This window comes from Musicola paradisiaca NCPPB 2511 (assembly GCF_000400505.1).
GTDB classification, from domain to species: Bacteria; Pseudomonadota; Gammaproteobacteria; order Enterobacterales; family Enterobacteriaceae; genus Musicola; species Musicola paradisiaca.
On sequence record NZ_CM001857.1, the window covers coordinates 3839521 to 3857405 of the forward strand.

General features: G+C 56.9%; 16 protein-coding genes. 10 read left to right on the forward strand and 6 right to left on the reverse strand.

The genetic code is table 11. The features are described 5' to 3' along the window. Positions 1 to 59: 59 nt before the first annotated feature. The 3 genes from yfaU to fldB all read left to right on the forward strand — a co-directional run bounded on the left by yfaU (position 60) and on the right by fldB (position 3216). Entirely contained in the window at positions 60 to 896 is an 837-nt protein-coding gene (gene yfaU / locus DPA2511_RS16905) for a 2-keto-3-deoxy-L-rhamnonate aldolase (protein WP_015854963.1), read from the forward strand. A gap of 320 nt (positions 897 to 1216) precedes the next feature. Continuing rightward, entirely contained in the window at positions 1217 to 2539 is a 1323-nt protein-coding gene (locus DPA2511_RS16910; RefSeq protein WP_023638465.1) for an MFS transporter, read from the forward strand. A gap of 158 nt (positions 2540 to 2697) precedes the next feature. Then, a complete protein-coding gene (gene fldB / locus DPA2511_RS16915) occupies positions 2698 to 3216 on the forward strand; it encodes a flavodoxin FldB (protein ID WP_015854965.1) in 519 nt (172 codons plus the stop codon). A 27-nt stretch (positions 3217 to 3243) separates the two neighbouring features. Here fldB and DPA2511_RS16920 read toward each other — a convergent pair whose 3' ends face one another. Next, positions 3244 to 3672 carry a protein YgfX gene (locus DPA2511_RS16920; RefSeq protein ID WP_015854966.1) on the reverse strand — a complete coding sequence of 143 codons (429 nt, stop codon included), beginning with the start codon at positions 3670 to 3672 and terminating at the stop codon, positions 3244 to 3246. Next, positions 3653 to 3919, reverse strand: a complete 267-nt coding sequence (gene sdhE, locus DPA2511_RS16925) for an FAD assembly factor SdhE (protein ID WP_015854967.1) — start codon at positions 3917 to 3919, stop codon at positions 3653 to 3655. The genes DPA2511_RS16920 and sdhE overlap by 20 nt, the downstream gene beginning before the upstream one ends. Positions 3920 to 4157: 238 nt before the next feature. On the opposite strand from sdhE, the gene ygfZ reads away from it, so the two are divergent. Beyond that, positions 4158 to 5144 (forward strand): tRNA-modifying protein YgfZ, encoded by a 987-nt coding sequence (gene ygfZ, locus DPA2511_RS16930; RefSeq protein WP_015854968.1) that lies wholly within the window; start codon positions 4158 to 4160, stop codon positions 5142 to 5144. Between the two features lie 63 nt (positions 5145 to 5207). On the opposite strand, the gene trhA is transcribed toward ygfZ, so the two are convergent. Continuing rightward, complete coding sequence (trhA, locus tag DPA2511_RS16935; protein ID WP_015854969.1) at positions 5208 to 5855, reverse strand: PAQR family membrane homeostasis protein TrhA; 648 nt, start codon at positions 5853 to 5855, stop codon at positions 5208 to 5210. A 216-nt stretch (positions 5856 to 6071) separates the two neighbouring features. On the opposite strand from trhA, the gene DPA2511_RS16940 reads away from it, so the two are divergent. After that, positions 6072 to 6680, forward strand: a complete 609-nt coding sequence (locus tag DPA2511_RS16940) for an HD domain-containing protein (RefSeq protein ID WP_015854970.1) — start codon at positions 6072 to 6074, stop codon at positions 6678 to 6680. A 121-nt stretch (positions 6681 to 6801) separates the two neighbouring features. Here the strand turns inward: DPA2511_RS16940 and gcvP are convergent, their stop codons facing one another. The 3 genes from gcvP to gcvT all read right to left on the reverse strand — a co-directional run bounded on the left by gcvP (position 6802) and on the right by gcvT (position 11297). Next, a complete protein-coding gene (gene gcvP, locus DPA2511_RS16945; protein ID WP_015854971.1) occupies positions 6802 to 9675 on the reverse strand; it encodes an aminomethyl-transferring glycine dehydrogenase in 2874 nt (957 codons plus the stop codon). 80 nt (positions 9676 to 9755) lie between these two features. Further along, positions 9756 to 10166 carry a glycine cleavage system protein GcvH gene (gcvH, locus tag DPA2511_RS16950; RefSeq protein ID WP_015854972.1) on the reverse strand — a complete coding sequence of 137 codons (411 nt, stop codon included), beginning with the start codon at positions 10164 to 10166 and terminating at the stop codon, positions 9756 to 9758. Positions 10167 to 10196: 30 nt separating this feature from the next. Continuing rightward, positions 10197 to 11297, reverse strand: coding sequence for a glycine cleavage system aminomethyltransferase GcvT (gcvT, locus tag DPA2511_RS16955; protein WP_015854973.1), 1101 nt, complete (start codon positions 11295 to 11297; stop codon positions 10197 to 10199). Positions 11298 to 11875: 578 nt separating this feature from the next. Here gcvT and DPA2511_RS16960 point away from each other — a divergent pair. The 5 genes from DPA2511_RS16960 (at position 11876) to fucO (ending at position 17609) form a co-directional block, all read left to right on the forward strand. After that, positions 11876 to 12697, forward strand: coding sequence for an ABC transporter substrate-binding protein (locus tag DPA2511_RS16960; protein WP_015854974.1), 822 nt, complete (start codon positions 11876 to 11878; stop codon positions 12695 to 12697). Positions 12698 to 12841: 144 nt separating this feature from the next. Continuing rightward, a complete protein-coding gene (locus DPA2511_RS16965) occupies positions 12842 to 14350 on the forward strand; it encodes an amino acid ABC transporter permease/ATP-binding protein (protein ID WP_015854975.1) in 1509 nt (502 codons plus the stop codon). A gap of 9 nt (positions 14351 to 14359) precedes the next feature. After that, the gene (locus DPA2511_RS22035) at positions 14360 to 14932 is read left to right on the forward strand and encodes a GntR family transcriptional regulator (protein WP_226376612.1); all 573 of its coding nucleotides are present in this window, start codon (positions 14360 to 14362) and stop codon (positions 14930 to 14932) included. Between the two features lie 139 nt (positions 14933 to 15071). Then, on the forward strand, positions 15072 to 15908 hold the full coding sequence (locus tag DPA2511_RS16975) for an urea carboxylase-associated family protein (RefSeq protein WP_015854977.1): 837 nt from the start codon (positions 15072 to 15074) through the stop codon (positions 15906 to 15908). A 549-nt stretch (positions 15909 to 16457) separates the two neighbouring features. Further along, positions 16458 to 17609: a lactaldehyde reductase gene (fucO, locus tag DPA2511_RS16980; RefSeq protein WP_015854978.1), complete on the forward strand. Its 1152-nt coding sequence runs from the start codon at positions 16458 to 16460 to the stop codon at positions 17607 to 17609. The last annotated feature ends 276 nt before the right edge of the window (positions 17610 to 17885 follow it).

Below are 17885 nucleotides of genomic sequence, written 5' to 3' on the forward strand. Positions count from 1 at the left end.
GTGCCGGCGCTGACCACTCAGGTCAATCGCTGACCCCCCTGGAAGTAAGGACGACTATCATGAACAGTGAGTTAGAGAAAAATACCTTGAGCGAGCGGGTATTGGTCAACCCATTCAAACGAGGACTGCAAACCGGAGAAGTACAGATCGGCCTTTGGCTGAGCAGCACGTCTTCCTACCTGGCGGAAATTGCGGCGACATCCTGCTATGACTGGCTGCTGATCGACGGCGAGCACGCACCCAATACCATGCAGGATCTCCACCACCAGTTGCAGGCTATCGCATCATATGCCAGCCAGCCGGTCATCCGGCCGGTGGAAGGGCAACGCAGCATTATCAAGCAAGTGCTGGATATCGGCGCCCGCACACTGCTGATTCCGATGGTGGATACCGCCGAACAGGCCAGAGAGGTGGTGTCGGCCACCCGTTATCCGCCCCACGGCACCCGCGGCGTCGGCGCCAGCGTCGCCCGTGCCGCCCGTTGGGGACGGGTGGAACACTACATGGCGAAGGCCAATGATGAGCTATGCGTATTGATTCAGGCGGAAAGCAAAACCGCGCTGGATAACCTGGACGAACTGTTGCAGGTGGACGGTATCGACGGCGTATTCATCGGCCCCGCCGACCTCTCCGCGTCGCTGGGCTACCCCGACAACCCCGGGCATCCAGAGGTGCAACGGATCATCGAACAGAGCATCCGCCGCATCCGCGCAGCGGGTAAGGCCGCCGGTTTCCTCGCCGTGGATCCGGACATGGCGAAAAAATGCATTGCCTGGGGCGCTAACTTTGTCGCCGTCGGCGTCGATACCATGCTCTACACCCAGGCGCTGGATGCGCGTCTGGCGATCTTTAAAACCGGCCTGACGGATGCGGCACCCGCCAAAACCAGCTACTAAACGCCGGGCACCGCCAGGGACGGCGGTGCCACCACGACGAACGGCAAAATAGCCACATGTTGCTCTGCTTAACCGTTTGCAGTCGGTAATTTCCCCGCGTGATCGTTCCCTTTGCATGTTTGGGGTTCTATGCGGCAATCATTCTCAACTTCATAACATCCTGTGGCAAAAACTCAGGCCAAAGGCATTATATTTTCTGATTGTGAAGTATGGCGGAATGCCCTTGCAGCAATAGCTGGCGCCCAAGGCGGCATCGGTTTGAAAAGAACTTTTTTATATGCGTAGAATGGTGATCCACGTGTTAAAAAATGAAAAAACTTATGCAAGCATCCATCTCAACCATTGACAATGAAGCGCCAGAGGCGCCGGTAAACTCACGCAACAAAGTAGTGGTCGCCTCACTGGTCGGCACCGCTATCGAGTTCTTTGATTTTTATATTTATGCCACTGCGGCCGTGTTGATTTTCCCGCACATTTTCTTCCCGAAAGGCGATGAAACCGCAGCCACCCTGCAATCGCTGGCAACCTTCGCCATCGCGTTCGTCGCCCGTCCAATCGGTTCTGCGCTGTTTGGCCACTTTGGCGATCGCGTCGGACGCAAAGTCACCCTGGTCGCCTCGTTGTTGACCATGGGGATCTCCACCGTATTGATCGGCTTGCTGCCAAGCTACGAAACCATCGGCATTCTGGCGCCGCTGCTGTTGGCGTTGGCCCGTTTCGGCCAGGGGCTGGGGCTCGGCGGCGAATGGGGCGGCGCGGCGCTGTTGGCCACCGAAAACGCGCCGGCGCACAAACGCGCGCTGTACGGCTCTTTCCCGCAGTTGGGCGCACCTATCGGCTTTTTCTTCGCCAACGGTACGTTCCTGCTGCTCTCCTGGGCGTTGAGCAACGAACAGTTCATGAACTGGGGATGGCGCGTTCCTTTCATCGCTTCCGCCATACTGGTCATTATCGGCCTTTACGTGCGCGTATCCCTGCATGAATCACCGGTGTTTTCAAAAGCGATCAAAGCTGGCAAGCAAGTCCGCGTTCCTTTGGGTACGCTGCTGACCCGTCATATGAAAGCCACCATCCTTGGCACATTCATCATGCTCGCCACTTATACGCTGTTCTACATCATGACGGTCTACTCCATGACTTACGGCACCACGCCCGCGCCGGCCGGTCTGGGGATCCCGCGTAACAACTTCCTGTGGATGTTGATGATGGCCGTAATCGGTTTCGGATTGACCATTCCGATTGCCGGCTATCTCGCCGACACCCTCGGTCGCCGCAAAACCATGATACTGGTGACTGTGAGCATGCTGGTATTTGCGATGCTGTTCCCATCGCTGCTGGGCTCCGGTGATCAGGCGCTGATCATGGCGTTTCTGGTGATCGGTCTGAGTATGATGGGACTGACCTTTGGCCCGATGGGCGCACTGCTGCCCGAACTGTTCCCGACGGAAGTCCGTTATACCGGAGCCTCTTTCTCCTATAACGTCTCTTCCATTCTGGGCGCCTCCGTAGCGCCTTACATTGCCGCCTGGCTCACCAGCCACTACGGCCTGTTCTATGTCGGTTTGTATCTGGCGGCGATGGCTTCGCTGACGCTGCTGGCGCTGATTTTGACGAAAGAAACACGTCATCAGTCGCTGAGTTGATACCCAAAGGGATGGAGGGTCGCCCTTCATCCCTTATTCTTCCCTCTGCGTCCCTGTACGGCTCCGCGATATTTCGTTAGGCTAACAGCCACCGTTTGGCGAGCTGCTGCACATATCGCACACATCGCCCCCACTGATGCAATCACATTTATACGCTTATGAAGATCGGACTTTTTTACGGTTCCAGCACCTGTTATACCGAAATGGCGGCAGAGAAAATCCGCGATGTTCTGGGAACCGAACTGGTAGAGATGAATAACGTCAGGGATGTCGATCCCCATCGAATGGAGCAGTACGACGTGCTGATCCTTGGCATTCCCACCTGGGATTTCGGCGAAATTCAGGAAGACTGGGAAAACATCTGGGCTCAACTGCCCCGCCTAGATCTGACAGGAAAAATCGTGGCGCTGTTCGGCATGGGCGACCAGGTGGAATACAGTGAATGGTTTTTGGATGCGCTCGGTATGCTGCATCAACAGCTCAAACCACTGGGTGTCCGCTTTATTGGTTATTGGCCGGTGGCCGGCTACGATTTTACCAGCGCCAAACCGTTGACCGAGGATGGCAAACATTTTGTCGGGTTGGCGCTGGACGAGGTCAATCAATACGATCTGAGCGACGAACGTATCGAGCAGTGGTGTGAGCAAATTCTGTTGGAAATGGCGGCAATGTTGTAAGACTGATGATTCGCTGACACCGGAGCGTCAGCGACGGGAGGATTCCGTAGAGTGGGAATGATACTGCCCGAGCAACTGGCACAGGTTCCGCCATTCATCATTCCCCATACTGTCCGACGCCAGCCACAGCCGCTGCCGCCCTTTACCATCCACCGCCCGTAGCGACAGCAGTATGCCGCTCTTCAACATACAGGGACTCCGGATGATATCCCAGTCCCGATGCTGCCAGCGCAAATGGCGATCGTCGCGCAACGAGATTTCCCCATGGCGAGACTTGATATTGCGCTGGCTGCGCACAAAACCGAACACCACCAGCGTCACCAACCCCAGCCAGACCAGCGCATACCCTTCCGGCCAGGGGGCCAGCAACACCAGCAGCAGCAATAGCCCATGCATCAGCAGTGAAAACAACTGCATCCGCCAGGATACACGCAAATCACATCGCCACAGGGCCACGATGTTTATTTCGCGCTTGAATGAGGGAAACCATGCGTTTCAGGTCAGGATCCGCCGGCTCGCCATGATTCATCAACCAGTTGAACAGATCGGGATCGTCACACTGCAGTAGACGAACGAAATGATGCTTATCGTCATCGTTCAGGGTGTCATATTCATGCTCGAAAAACGGCATGATGGAGATATCCAGTTCGCGCATTCCGCGCCGGCAAGCCCAATGAATACGTGCCTTATTATCAATATCCATGTTCTCTAACCCACAGTTGACGGTTCATACCGCAGTACCCGGTTATTCTACCCGATTGACGTCGTCTAATAGTAACACTTTGACATATTTTAGCCCGTTTTATTCATTACAACCGGCATTTCGCGAGCCAATTCGCATAAGCCAGGTTCGTCTTCTCCGCCAATAAGCGCTTGCAAAGCATCCCCGCTCTTTTACCATTAAGCCATTCGCTAAAAGCACTTGCAGGCAGGATCCTACTATGGCTATTCATTTTCCGTTTACCCCAAAACCGCTGTTTGCCGCATCGCAGCTCGACGCCACGCTCATTTCGCTGGAAGACTGGGCGCTGGTCACGCTGACGGGGCCGGACACCGTCAAATATCTGCAAGGGCAGCTCACCGCCGACATCACTGCGTTACAGCCTCACCAGCACACCCTCAGCGCGCATTGTGACGCCAAAGGGAAAATGTGGAGCGACCTGAGACTGTTCCACTACGGCGACGGACTGGCCTATATCGAGCGTCGCAGCGTGCGGGAAAACCAACTCAGCGAACTGAAGAAATACGCGGTTTTCTCCAAAATCACGTTGAGCACGGATGACAACGCTGTCCTGCTCGGGGCGGCTGGTCATGAAATCCGCACACAATTAGCCACTCAGTTTTCCTCTCTTCCCGATGCAGACACCCCGGTAGTACAGCAAGACGGCGCCACGCTGTTGTATCTGCCGCAGCCTACCGAACGTTTCCTGCTGGTGCTCACGCCGGAAACAGCGCACTCGCTGGTTGCCGCGTTTGAGCACCGCATCGCCTTCAATGACAGCCGTCAGTGGCTGGCGCTGGACATCGCCGCCGGCCAACCCATTATTGACAGCGCTAACAGCGCGCAGTTCATTCCTCAAGCCACCAATTTGCAGGCGTTACAGGCGATTAGCTTTACCAAGGGGTGCTATACCGGTCAGGAGATGGTGGCACGCGCCAAATATCGTGGCGCCAACAAGCGCGCGCTCTACTGGTTGTCGGGCACGGCGACGTCATTACCGTCCGCCGGCGATGAACTGGAATGGCAATTAGGGGATAACTGGCGACGCACCGGGACGGTGCTGGCGGCCAGCCGATTGCAGGATGACACGGTCTGGGTGCAAGCGGTTCTGAACAACGATCTGGAGCCCGACAGCACACTGCGCGTGCGGGAAGACGAGAGCAGCAACCTGGCGATTCAACCGTTGCCTTACTCTCTGGCGGAATAATGCTTCCATCCAGCCACACAGAAGCCCGCAATGCGGGCTTCTTTATTCGAGCAAGGACTGAGATTACACGTACAGATAAATCGCCAGAAAATGGCAGATGCTCCCCCCCAGCACAAACCCGTGCCAGATGGCATGATTGAACGGAATCCGCTTGGCAACGTAAAACACCACCCCCAGCGTATAAATCGCGCCGCCGATGGCCAGCAGAGTGATGCCCGCCGCTGAAAGCGTCACGGCCAACTGATAAATCACGATCAGCGACAACCAGCCCATCGTCAAATAGGTGATAAGCGACAGCACTTCAAAACGGTGGGCAAACGCCAGTTTGAAGATCACGCCCAGCAGCGCCAGGCTCCAGATAGTCATCATCAAACCGTCCGCCAGCGGAGAATTCAGCCCCACCAACAGGAACGGCGTGTAGGTGCCGGCAATCAGCAGATATATCGCACAGTGATCAAATTTTTTCAGCCAACGCTTAGCGCGCTGATGAGGAATAGCGTGATACAGCGTGGAGGCAAGAAACAGCAGAATCAGGCTGCCGCCATAAAGACTGTAACTGGTAATCGCCATGGTACCTGCGCCGTTATTGACCGCCTGCACCAACAACAGCACCAACCCGACAATACCGAAAATAAAACCGATCCCATGACTAACGCTATTAGCAATTTCCTCTGCCAGCGTATAACCCGAGTCCCGCACATTCTTTGTCATTGCCAACCTCTTACTTTTTTGCTCAGCCCGCGACCAAGAGGCATCCCTACCCTGTTGAACACGCTTTGCGCAGCTTAACTGAGAACAATTCCAGTGTACACCTGTACGCTAAAATAAAAACGCAGCAACGCTACCTGTCTAAGAGTGTCATTCCTTGTGTTTTTCTCCTTCACATCCCCTACAATTGCCACAATTTCATGACAAGAGATAAGTCGAATGTCGCAAGCAACCCCCGTGCTGGACTTCGGTTCAATGACCGACGTAGTCCGGTTTCTGATAGAGATCGATAAACTTAAAACGGTGCAGCGCCGCACTAAAATCATCGGCACGTCGCGTCAGGAAGACTCTGCCGAGCACAGTTGGCATTTTGCGGTATCGGTGATGAGCCTGGCGCCGTTCGCCGGACCGGGCGTAGATATTCAGCGTGTCATTCAGATGGCGTTACTGCACGACATCGTCGAGATCGATGTCGGCGACGTACTGGTGTATGACCTGCAGGCGCGTGCCGCGGTCGAAGAGCAGGAACAGGCGGCGGCCCGACGCATTTTCGGCTTACTGCCGGAGCCACAAAGCAGCCACTTTTTGCAACTGTGGCAGGAATATGAAATGGGCGAAACGCCCAGCGCGCGTTTTGCCCAGCTGGTGGATCGCGTCATCCCGATCCTGATCAACCTGCACAACCAGGGGCAAAGCTGGGTGGAAAACGGTATCCGTCTGGAACAGGTGATTAATCGCAACGCCTTTATCGAATCCGTCAACCCGGAACTATGGCGTTATCTGCAACAGCACCTGCGAGAGGCGCACCGAAACGGGTGGTTGAAATAGCACGCTGAAGCGGCACAACGCGCCGCTTATCAATACACTCACCGCTTAATTTTTACCGCCAACCCCCCGCGTGCTTATTCGGGAGACGTGTCTCCCGAATGTTCTTTTCCGATGGTTGCGCTTACTGATATTCGCTCATCGGTACGCAGGAGCAGAACAGGTTACGGTCGCCGTACACATCATCCAGACGCTTCACCGCAGGCCAGTATTTGTGCGACTGCCCGGCCGGGAACGCGGCCAGTTCACGGCTGTAGGCATGCGGCCATTCACCGGCCAGCTCGGTCTGCGTGTGCGGCGCATTCACCAGCGGGTTATCGTCCTGCGGCCATTCGCCCGCGACGACTCGCTCGATCTCGGCGTGAATCGACAACATTGCGTCGATAAAGCGATCCAACTCGACTTTGCTTTCCGATTCGGTCGGCTCAATCATTAACGTTCCCGCCACCGGGAACGACATGGTCGGCGCATGGAAACCGTAATCGATCAGGCGTTTGGCGACATCCATCTCACTGATGCCGGTACGCTCTTTCAGCGGCCGGATATCCAGAATGCACTCGTGCGCCACCAGGCCATTCCGGCCGGTATACAACACCGGATAGGCGTCTTTCAAACGGGTCGCAACATAGTTGGCGTTCAGGATCGCCACCTGGCTGGCCTGCTTCAACCCTTCCGCCCCCATCATACGGATATACATCCAGCTAATGGGCAGAATGGAGGCGCTGCCGAATGGCGCGGCGGATACCGCCCCTTGTCGGGTCAGCAATTCGTCGATCTGCACCACCTGATGCCCGGGAACAAACGGCGCCAGATGCGCTTTCACGCCAATCGGCCCCATACCGGGGCCGCCGCCGCCGTGCGGGATGCAGAAGGTTTTATGCAGATTGAGGTGCGATACATCAGCGCCGATATACCCCGGCGAGGTGATGCCCACCTGCGCGTTCATGTTGGCGCCGTCCAGATACACCTGCCCGCCGAACTGATGGACGATCTGACACACTTCGCGAATGGTTTCCTCGTACACACCATGCGTCGACGGGTAAGTGACCATGATGCAGGAAAGCTGGTTGCCCGCCTGCTGCGCTTTGTCGCGCAGATCGTGCAAGTCGATATTACCCTGCTTATCGCAGGCCACCACCACCACCTGCATACCCGCCATCTGCGCGGACGCCGGGTTGGTGCCGTGGGCGGAACTCGGGATCAAACAGAGGCTGCGCTCGCCCTCGTTGCGGCTTTCATGATAGCGGCGGATCGCCAGCAGACCGGCGTATTCGCCCTGCGCGCCGGAGTTGGGTTGCATGCACACAGCGTCGTAACCGGTCAGTTGCACCAGCCAGGAAGAGAGTTGCTCGATCAGCACACGGTAGCCCTGCGCCTGCTCCGGCGGACAGAACGGATGCAGTTCGGCGAATTCCGGCCAAGTGATCGGCAGCATTTCGGCCACGGCGTTAAGTTTCATGGTGCAGGAACCCAGCGGGATCATGGCCTGATTCAGCGCCAGATCCTTACTCTCCAGCCGATGCAGATAACGCATCATTTCGGTTTCGCTGTGATAGCGGTTGAACACCGGGTGCGCCAGAATGGCGTCGTCGCGCAGCAACGCTGCCGGAACAGACGCTGTGCCGGCGCTTACCGCCGCATCCAGCGTATCGATATCCAGGCCGTGATCGTCGCCCAACAGCACGGCGAACAACGCCAGCACATCAAAACGGGTGGTGGTTTCATCCAGCGCGATACCCACCGCACCGTCCAGATCAGCACGTAAATTGATGCCGAGGTTCCGAGCCCGGCTCAGTATCGCCGCGTTGTCCACCACGTTGACGGTCAGCGTGTCGAACCAGGTGTCATGACGCAGTGTCAGCCCGGCCTGTCGCAGCCCCGCCGCCAGAATATCGGCCAGCCGGTGGATTCGCTGCGCAATGCGCTTCAAGCCCTGCGGGCCGTGATAAACAGCGTACATTCCGGCGATATTGGCCAGCAGTACCTGCGAGGTACAAATATTGGAGTTGGCTTTTTCACGGCGGATATGCTGCTCGCGCGTCTGCATCGCCATACGCAACGCGATGTTGCCTGCGGCGTCGCGCGATACCCCGATGATACGTCCGGGCATGGCGCGCTTATATTCATCGCGACAGGCAAAAAACGCGGCGTGCGGGCCGCCATAACCCATCGGCACGCCGAAACGCTGCGCCGACCCCAGCACGATATCCGCGCCCTGCGCGCCCGGCGAAGTCAGCAGCACCAGCGCCATGATATCCGCCACCACGCTGCAAATGACCTTGCGCGCCTTGAGCGCCGCCATCAACGCGCCGTAGTCGTGCAGTTCGCCGGTGGTGCCGGCCTGTTGCAACAATACGCCGAAGATATCGTCATGGTTCAACACTTCATCGGCCTTGCCGACAATCACGTCAAAACCGAAGGTTTGCGCGCGGGTGCGCACCACATCCAGCGTTTGCGGATGCACGTCATCCGCGACAAAGAAACGGTTTGCCTGCTTGAGTTTGCTGACGCGCCGGGCCATCGCCATCGCTTCCGCCGCGGCGGTCGCTTCATCCAGCAACGAGGCGGAAGCCAGATCAAGCCCCGTCAGATCCTGCGTCAACTGTTGAAAATTCAATAGCGCTTCCAGTCGCCCCTGAGACACTTCCGGCTGATACGGCGTGTACGCGGTATACCAACCCGGATTCTCCAGCACGTTGCGTAGAATCACCGGCGGTGTCAGTACCGCGTGGTACCCCATGCCGATATAGCTTTTGAAACGCTGGTTACGGCTGGCGATCGCCTTCAGTTCGGCCAGCGCCTGATGTTCCGTCGTCGCCTCGCCCACTGCCGGCGGCGCGGCCAGTTGGATATCGGCGGGAACAATCTGGCGGATCAGCGCATCCAGAGAATCCGCGCCAATCGTGGCCAGCATCTGCTGCTGTTGTTCAACGGACGGGCCGAGATGACGCTCCACAAAAGCGCTGTTCTGTTCAAGTTGACTGAGAGTCTGGGTCATTAGGGGAGTTTCCTGCATCACACAAAATCAAGCGGACAACAAAATGCCCCGCCACGGCAAGGGTGAACGGGGCATCTCAATTACTCGTCTTCGTCGCCGTCTTCTTCTTCCAACAGCGCCTGGTAGCCTGCGGCATCCAGCAGTTCGTTCAGTTCGGATTCGTCAGACGCTTTGATACGGAACAACCAACCCTCCGCGTAAGGCGCGCTGTTGACCAGCTCAGGAGCGCCTTCCAGCTCATCGTTGACAGCCACGATTTCACCGCTGATCGGCGCGTACACATCCGACGCCGCCTTCACGGACTCCGCCACGGCGCAGTCATCACCCGCGTTCACCACGCTGCCGATTTCCGGCAGATCGATGAAGACCATATCACCCAACAGCTCCTGGGCATGTTCAGTGATACCGATGCTATAAACACCGTTACCCTCCGCCATCACCCATTCATGAGACGAGGTATATTTTAGTTCTGCCGGAACATTGCTGCTCATTGCTACCTTCTCCTTCCATTCAAGCCAAAATTAAAACTGAACAACCGCTTTGCCCGCGCGAACAAAATTCGGTTTGGTCACGCGCACCGGCATCTCACGGTTGCGAATCAGAACGATTGCCTGCTCGCCAATCCCCTGCGGAACACGGGCCAACGCGATGCTGACACCCAGTGTGGGCGAGAACGACCCGCTGGTGATCACCCCTTCGCGCACCACGCCCTGATCATCAGTAAACTGCACCGTCTGGCCATGACGCAATACCCCTTTCTCCGTCATCACCAGACCCACCAATTGTTCGGTGCCCGCATCACGCTGACGCTCCAGCGCATCACGCCCGATAAACCGGCGATCGTCCGGCTGCCAGACGATAGTCCATCCCATGTTGGCGGCCAGCGGCGAAACCGTTTCGTCCATATCCTGACCATAGAGATTCATGCCCGCTTCCAGGCGCAAGGTATCACGAGCGCCGAGCCCGCAGGGCTTCACACCGGCCGCCAGCAGTTGCTGCCAGAAACTGACCGCCAGCTCCCGCGGCAGCGCGATTTCATAGCCCGCTTCGCCAGTATAGCCAGTGGTGGCGACGAACAGGTTATCAGCCTGTACGCCAAAAAACGGTTTCATGCCCGCTACCTGCTCACGCTGGGCATCGCTGAACAAACTGCGGGTTTTCTCCTGCGCCAGCGGCCCCTGTACGGCGATCAGCGACAGATCGTCACGCTCGCGGATCTCCACCGAGAAAGGCGCCGCCTGCTCGCGGATCCAGGCCAGATCTTTTTCGCGCGTGGCGGAATTGACCACCAGGCGGAAATAATCTTCCCGCAAAAAGTAGACGATCAGGTCATCAATCACACCGGCGGACGGCGTCAGCATGGCGCTGTACAACGCCTTGCCCGGTTGCGTCAATCTGGCGACATCGTTTGCCAGCAGATAACGCAAAAACTCGCGGGTGCGCGCGCCATGCAGATCCACGATCGTCATGTGTGAAACATCAAACATGCCGGCGCTACTGCGCACCGTGTGGTGTTCTTCCAGTTGAGAACCGTAATGCAGCGGCATCATCCAGCCGTGAAAATCCACCATTTTGGCGCCATCGGCCAGGTGCTGCTCATACAACGGGGTTTGCTTTGCCATCTTTTCCCTCTCGGTCAACGGTGCAAGACAGTGCTTCTTTCACTGCGCAAACGTTTATCTTGGCACTGAACTTACCACCGTTACCTATGCTTCACCACTCCCTTATCCATAAGTTTATCTATATAAACTCAAAGCAGCACATTAAACGTCCCCTCCGCCGTATAAACATAAAAAACCAATAAAAATAAAAAATATAAAAATAAAATCCAATAAATAACCAATTTGTAAAAATAAAAACAAAAATAGGAAAATAACAGAGAGGGATATTATCCAAACAACCCACAATGGATTAGATAAAATAATGCGAAAAACCGGCAAAATTAGATTATTTCAGGTCAGCGGGGACATGGCTGCCCGCGATGGTCATGCCAAGACTTGCACCACTGCAGAGCACAAAAACGGTGCATTTCCCGCCCCCGTGCTCTGCGACAACAGGTGTCAACCACGCAGCTAACGGTGTTAATCATTAGCCAACCATCGATAAATTCAGCGCTTTCATTAAAAAAAATAAAAAATGGCACTAATAATGCTTATTTATTGTTGAACAATTTAAACCATACCGACACCAGGAGAGCGCCATGAAAACCATACTGAAAGGCCTGATCTGTTCATTGCCCCTGTTATTGCTGCCGTTGACCGGGCAAGCCCGTACGCTGCAACCCGGCGTATTGACCATCGGATCGGATCTGACCTATCCACCGTACAACTACCTGCAAAATAACCAACCCGCCGGTTTCGACGCCGAGCTAATGGCACTGATCGGCGCACCGCTGAAACTCAAACCCGAAGTGAAAGATACCCGCTTCGCCAGCCTGATTCTCGGCATCAAAGCCAGTAAATTCGATGTCGTTGCCTCCACGCTTTACGTTACGCCGGAGCGAGCTGCACAGGTTTCATTCCTGCCGTATATGAAAACCGGCGGCGCCTTCCTGGTGCTGACCCACAGCGCCTTTACACCGAAAACGCCGGAAGAGTTATGCGGCAAGCGCGTCAGCTCCATCAAGGGCGGCGCCTGGATCGCCCGCTTGAACAAAGTGTCCACCGATTACTGTAAACCCCACGGACAGGGGCCCATCACCGTTCAGGAGTTCCCAACCTCGCCGGAGGCAACCCAGGCGCTGATGTCCGGCGCGGTGGACGTGCAATATGAAGACGCTGCGGTCGCCAAATCCAGCGTGGAGAAGACCGGCGGCAAACTGAAAATATCTACCACCAGCATCGTTTATCCCGTCGTAGTGGGGTTGGCGGTCAGCAAAGACAACCCGGAACTGCTGGCCGATCTGAAAAAGGCGTTCGAACAAAAGATCAGCGACGGCAGTTATGAACAACTGCTGAAGAAATACAACGTACAGATGCCAGACGACCAGGAAGTGGAAAAAGCGCTGGCAGGCACGCTGTAACGGCGCTTTGTCGGCGTGACGCCGTTTCGTTAAGCCAACCCAAAGAAACGCGCAGTGCGGGGGGACCGTCAATACCCCGCCCTGCAAGCGCTTTGCCGATGGCAACGCTTAACCGATCGGTATCCCCCCGAAAGTGGAGATGTTATGAATTTTGACTGGCCTTATCTGCTCGAGCTGTTCGCCTACGCCGATTTCTGGCAGGCAAGCTGGCTGGTGGTACAGCTCAGCGTACTGACCTGGTGCGCAGGGATTGTGCTCGGCCTACTGGTGGCGCTGGGCAAACAATCGCGCTTGTCCGGCGTCCGGCGGCTGGCGTCCGTGTATATCTGGCTGTTCCGCAGCTTACCGCTGCTGGTGCTGCTGATTTTCATCTTTAACCTGCCTCAGATATTTCCGCTGACCGCAGGACTGTTGTCAGATCCATTCAGCGCTGGGCTGATTGCGCTTATCGTCAGCGAAACGGCCTACATCGCGGAAATTCACCGTGGCGGCCTGCTATCAGTACAAAAAGGCCAGTTCGAAGCGGGGCGTGCACTGGGATTGCGCGCGGCCCAGATACGCTTCTATATCGTTATTCCGCAAGCGCTGCGCATCTCGCTGCCCACGCTGGTGAATGAGTTTATTACCATTGTCAAACTGACCTCGCTAGTATCGGTGATATCCCTGTCCGAAATTCTGATGGTCGGCCAGCGGCTTTACACCGAAAACTTCAAGGTACTGGAAACGCTGCTGGCGGTGGCCTGCTATTACGTACTGATCGTTACCCTGTTCGAGCGGCTGATCGGGTGGCTGGAAAAACGCATGGACGTCCAGCAGCGTACGCCACAACCGTTCGATGCCGCTGCCGAACGCCGGGCCCTGCCGCCCATTACCGCCGACACCAAACACGCCGCCAGCCCTTCGGCCAAACCCATTCTGGAACTGCAGCGCATCAGCAAAAGCTTCAACGGCAAGCCGGTGTTGCACGATATCAGTCTGGCGGTCAAACCGGGCGAAGTCGTCTCGATCATCGGGCCGTCAGGCTCGGGGAAAACCACATTGATCAGAACCGTCAACGGGCTGGAAACGCTGGATAGCGGCGTCGTCCGTCTGCTGGGACACGATTTTATTCAGGCCGGGCAGAAAGAGAACGCGCTGGAATACCGCTCGCTGATCACCCGACTAGGTATGGTATTTCAGGGCTTCAACCTGTTTCCGCATAAAACCGTGCTGGAGAATCTAATGCTGGCGCCGCGTCTGCATAATCTGGATACCCCGGCGGACATCCGCCAGCGCAGCATCGCCATGCTAGATAAGGTCGGCATGCTGGAGCACGCTACCAAATATCCACACCAACTCTCCGGCGGCCAGCAGCAGCGGGTGGCCATCGCGCGCACGCTGGTGATGAAACCGAGTGTGATACTGTTTGACGAACCCACATCGGCGCTCGACCCCGAGCGGGTGTCCGAGGTGCTGAACGTTATTGAGAAACTGGCGCACGAAGGCATCACCATGCTGATCGTCACGCACGAAATGCGCTTTGCGTTTTCGGTTTCCGATCGGGTGGTATTTATGGAAAACGGGCGCGTGGCGATCGACGCACCGCCCGCGGAGATCCGCCGCCTAAACGACGCCCGTATCAATCAGTTTCTCAACGATATCAATCTTGATTAAGGCCACCGCATGAAACAGCTATCTGGCGAGAACACGCTATTGATTATCGACACGCCGGACGATCTGGACGGCACGCTGCCCGCTTTTGAACGCGTATCCATCCTACTGCGCGAAAACATCATCAACGGCAACCTGCGCGCCGGGCAGCCGCTGCCGGAGATCGAACTGGCGGCGCTGTGCCAAACATCGAGAAACACACTGCGGGAAGCACTGCGTTTTCTGCATGGCGAAGGGTTAGTGAATTATCACCAGAACCGCGGCGTCTTTGTCCGCCAGCTGGATAAACGCGATATCCGGGATATCTACAAGGCCCGCCGCCATCTGGAAATTCTGGCAATGACCGCCGCTACGATCAGCGATTTTCATCTGCACCGGATGCAAAACCACATCGTACTTGCCGAACAGGCGGCGCGCGAGGAAACGTGGCGCACTGTCGGCACCCAGAGCCTGCGCTTCCATCAGGCTATCGTTCATATGCTGGGCTGCCGCCGCTTTAACGATTTTTCAGCGTATTGCTGGCCCAGCTGCGTTTGCTGTTTGCCAGCGGCGCCGGGGAGCGCGACTTCCAACAACCCTGGATAGCCCGCGATCGCGAACTGTGGGAACTGCTCGCCGAACAGCGTCATGAGCAGGCCTGCGCTGCGCTGCGCGACTACCTTGAGCACTCGGAACAGCAGCTCATGCAAACAGTTAATCACACCTCTTTTGAAACGGAGTAACCATGTCTTCCTATCCCGCCGCGTATCAAAGCACCAAGGGCTCGGCACTGGATGTCGACCGCGACTTCTATCAGGCCATCGCCCAAGGTCAGCGTGAACATATCACCTCGCACCGGGTCCCCATCCGTACCGGATTCGCCTGGGAAGTGCCGGCCGGACACATTTTCCGCATCACTACCCCGGAAGGTCCACAGGTCGGCGATCTGAACATCTGGAATCGCCACGACCCGCGTGAACGCATGTGGGTAGCCAGAACGCGTCAGTTGCAGCGCGCCCACCTCTCCACCTTCGATCGCATCTGGTCGACACTGCCGTTCCTGCGCCCTATCGCCACCATCACCGCCGACTCGCTGGCGGATTACGGCATCGACAGCGACGGCGGACGGGTACACGACCTGCTAGGTACCCGTTGCGATCCCTATGTCAACCATCTGCTGACCGGCGAAGACTTCGATTTTCATTGCCATTCCAATCTGACCCGCGCGGTGCAGCCCTACGGCCTGACCGAATTCGACGTGCACGATGTCATGAACGTATTTCAATGCACCGGGCTGAATGACGACGACCAGTACTTCATGAAGGCCTGCCCGGCACGCAAAGGCGACTATCTGGAGTTCTTCGCGGAAATCGACCTGCTGTGCGCCATTTCCACCTGCCCAGGCGGCGATCTGTCGCTGCCGATGTGGGGCGACGAAGCACAGGATACCCTGTCGGTATGCCGCCCACTGGGCATCGAGATTTACCAACCGGACGCCACGCTGCTGCGGGGTTGGTCGCAACCGGTATCTCCGCGCTATCGCGGCAACCACGGTCTGCAGTTGAAACCGGTCAGCTGGTAATTCGTCCTCGTTTTTCCGCCGCCTGACCGGGCGGCGGCCTCTTGCCTCAGCCCGTCTTCTTCTCATTGCCACCAGATTGCCGACCGTGGCAATTGCCGGAAGGCGGTATCCGCCCGCACAGCCCACACTCATAACAACCCCCTTATTGGATTAGTTCCGGCGCAGGTATCCGCAATCGGCGTCAGGTTCCGTCGTCTAACAGATTGCCTGCATGTCCAGCAGGCTGAACACATTGGTATACCGCGATCACACTGCGGGATATTGCCGAGCCCAGGGGTTGATTTGCATCAACACTGAACAAGGTTGCTGATTTAGCCGCACGGGGACGGGACTAGGCTGTCCATAACGACGAGCCGGATAAGCCCGCATCACCAACCGCTGACGACGCCATCAGAAAAATACACCGCTCCCCGCGCCAGTGAACGAATACGTGCCCCGATCACCGCGAAATGGCCTCACGCTGCGCGGTGGCGCATATGCCGGTTGGCGAGAAACAGAATTTTTTGAATCAAAGAAATTAAAAAAATCAAAGCGTTAAGGAGATAGACCATGACACAGAGAATGATACTGAACGAAACCGCCTACTTTGGCAGCGGCGCCATTGCCCATCTGGCGGAGGAGATCCGACGCAGAGGCTTCAAAAAAGCGCTGGTGGTCACGGATAAGGCGTTGATCGAACATGGCATGGCCGCCAAAGTCACCCGTTTGCTGGATGGTGCGGCGCTACCGTATGAAATCTATGACGAAGTGATCCCCAACCCCACCATCCGCGTGGTGCAAAACGGCGTCGCCCATTTCAAACACGCGGATGCCGACTACCTGATCGCTATCGGCGGCGGCTCACCGCAGGATACCTGCAAAGCCATCGGCATTATCATCAATAACCCTGAGTTCGCCGATGTGCGCAGCCTGGAAGGCGTGGCCGCCACCCGGCGCGCCAGCGTACCGATTTTAGCCATCCCCACCACATCCGGCACCGCCGCGGAAGTGACCATCAACTACGTCATCACCGATGAGGAAAAACGCCGCAAATTCGTCTGCGTCGACCCGCACGATATTCCGATCGTCGCCTTTATCGATGCCGACATGATGAGCAGCATGCCGGCGTCGTTGAAAGCCGCCACCGGCATCGACGCGCTGACCCACGCCATTGAGGGCTTCACCACCAAAGGTGCCTGGGAGTTGACCGACATGCTGCACCTGAAGGCCATCGAAATCATCAGCCGTTCACTGCGCGACTCGGTCGCGGGGAAAGCACAGGGCGTGGAAGACATGGCGCTCGGCCAATATATCGCCGGGATGGGGTTCTCGAATGTCGGTCTGGGATTGGTACACGGCATGGCGCACCCGCTGGGCGCCTTCTACAACACGCCGCACGGTGTGGCCAACGCCATTTTGCTGCCGCATATCATGGCCTGGAACGCCGACTACACCGGTGAAAAATACCGCGCCATCGCCGTCGCCATGGGAGTGAAAGGCGTGGAAAGCATGACGCTGGCGCAGGCCAGAACTGCGGCGATTCAGGCCGTCAGTCAGCTTTCCCAGGATGTGGATATCCCGGCGCGGCTGCGGCAGGTCGGCGTGAAAGAAGAGGATATTCCGGCGCTGGCGCAGGCCGCGTTTGATGATGTCTGCACCGGCGGCAACCCGCGTGCCGCCAGCGTGAAAGAGATTGAAGCGTTGTATCACGCCATTTTTTGATCACCGTGAAACATGCCGGGCGCGCCGGCCAGTTGGCGCCGGGCAGAAAGGCATTGAGAAAAAATACGCGCCCTGCAAAAGGCATCGCCTACGACCAACGACAGGCTCGCTCGGTGCGGTAATCCGAACGTCCGGTGAGCAAGGCGTCCCCCTGGAGCCTTCTCACCGGACGTTCCCAAACCGAGCGATACCCCCGGCGCTCCAGCCTGTGCTTACCGGGCAGGGCTGGGTGCCGTCCCGCTGGTCTCAGGACGCGGGGAGCAATCGGAATCATGA

Excerpts from the sequence above, each read along its gene's own strand:
- DPA2511_RS16910 (WP_023638465.1), top strand. The coding sequence starts at position 1,217 with ATGCAAGCATCCATCTCAACCATTGACAATGAAGCGCCAGAGGCGCCG.
- fucO (WP_015854978.1), top strand. The coding sequence starts at position 16,458 with ATGACACAGAGAATGATACTGAACGAAACCGCCTACTTTGGCAGCGGC.
- sdhE (WP_015854967.1), bottom strand. The coding sequence starts at position 3,919 with ATGGATATTGATAATAAGGCACGTATTCATTGGGCTTGCCGGCGCGGA.
- trhA (WP_015854969.1), bottom strand. The coding sequence starts at position 5,855 with ATGACAAAGAATGTGCGGGACTCGGGTTATACGCTGGCAGAGGAAATT.
- DPA2511_RS22035 (WP_226376612.1), top strand. The coding sequence starts at position 14,360 with ATGAAACAGCTATCTGGCGAGAACACGCTATTGATTATCGACACGCCG.
- DPA2511_RS16940 (WP_015854970.1), top strand. The coding sequence starts at position 6,072 with ATGTCGCAAGCAACCCCCGTGCTGGACTTCGGTTCAATGACCGACGTA.
- fldB (WP_015854965.1), top strand. The coding sequence starts at position 2,698 with ATGAAGATCGGACTTTTTTACGGTTCCAGCACCTGTTATACCGAAATG.
- gcvT (WP_015854973.1), bottom strand. The coding sequence starts at position 11,297 with ATGGCAAAGCAAACCCCGTTGTATGAGCAGCACCTGGCCGATGGCGCC.
- DPA2511_RS16965 (WP_015854975.1), top strand. The coding sequence starts at position 12,842 with ATGAATTTTGACTGGCCTTATCTGCTCGAGCTGTTCGCCTACGCCGAT.
- ygfZ (WP_015854968.1), top strand. The coding sequence starts at position 4,158 with ATGGCTATTCATTTTCCGTTTACCCCAAAACCGCTGTTTGCCGCATCG.
- DPA2511_RS16960 (WP_015854974.1), top strand. The coding sequence starts at position 11,876 with ATGAAAACCATACTGAAAGGCCTGATCTGTTCATTGCCCCTGTTATTG.
- gcvP (WP_015854971.1), bottom strand. The coding sequence starts at position 9,675 with ATGACCCAGACTCTCAGTCAACTTGAACAGAACAGCGCTTTTGTGGAG.
- yfaU (WP_015854963.1), top strand. The coding sequence starts at position 60 with ATGAACAGTGAGTTAGAGAAAAATACCTTGAGCGAGCGGGTATTGGTC.
- DPA2511_RS16975 (WP_015854977.1), top strand. The coding sequence starts at position 15,072 with ATGTCTTCCTATCCCGCCGCGTATCAAAGCACCAAGGGCTCGGCACTG.
- gcvH (WP_015854972.1), bottom strand. The coding sequence starts at position 10,166 with ATGAGCAGCAATGTTCCGGCAGAACTAAAATATACCTCGTCTCATGAA.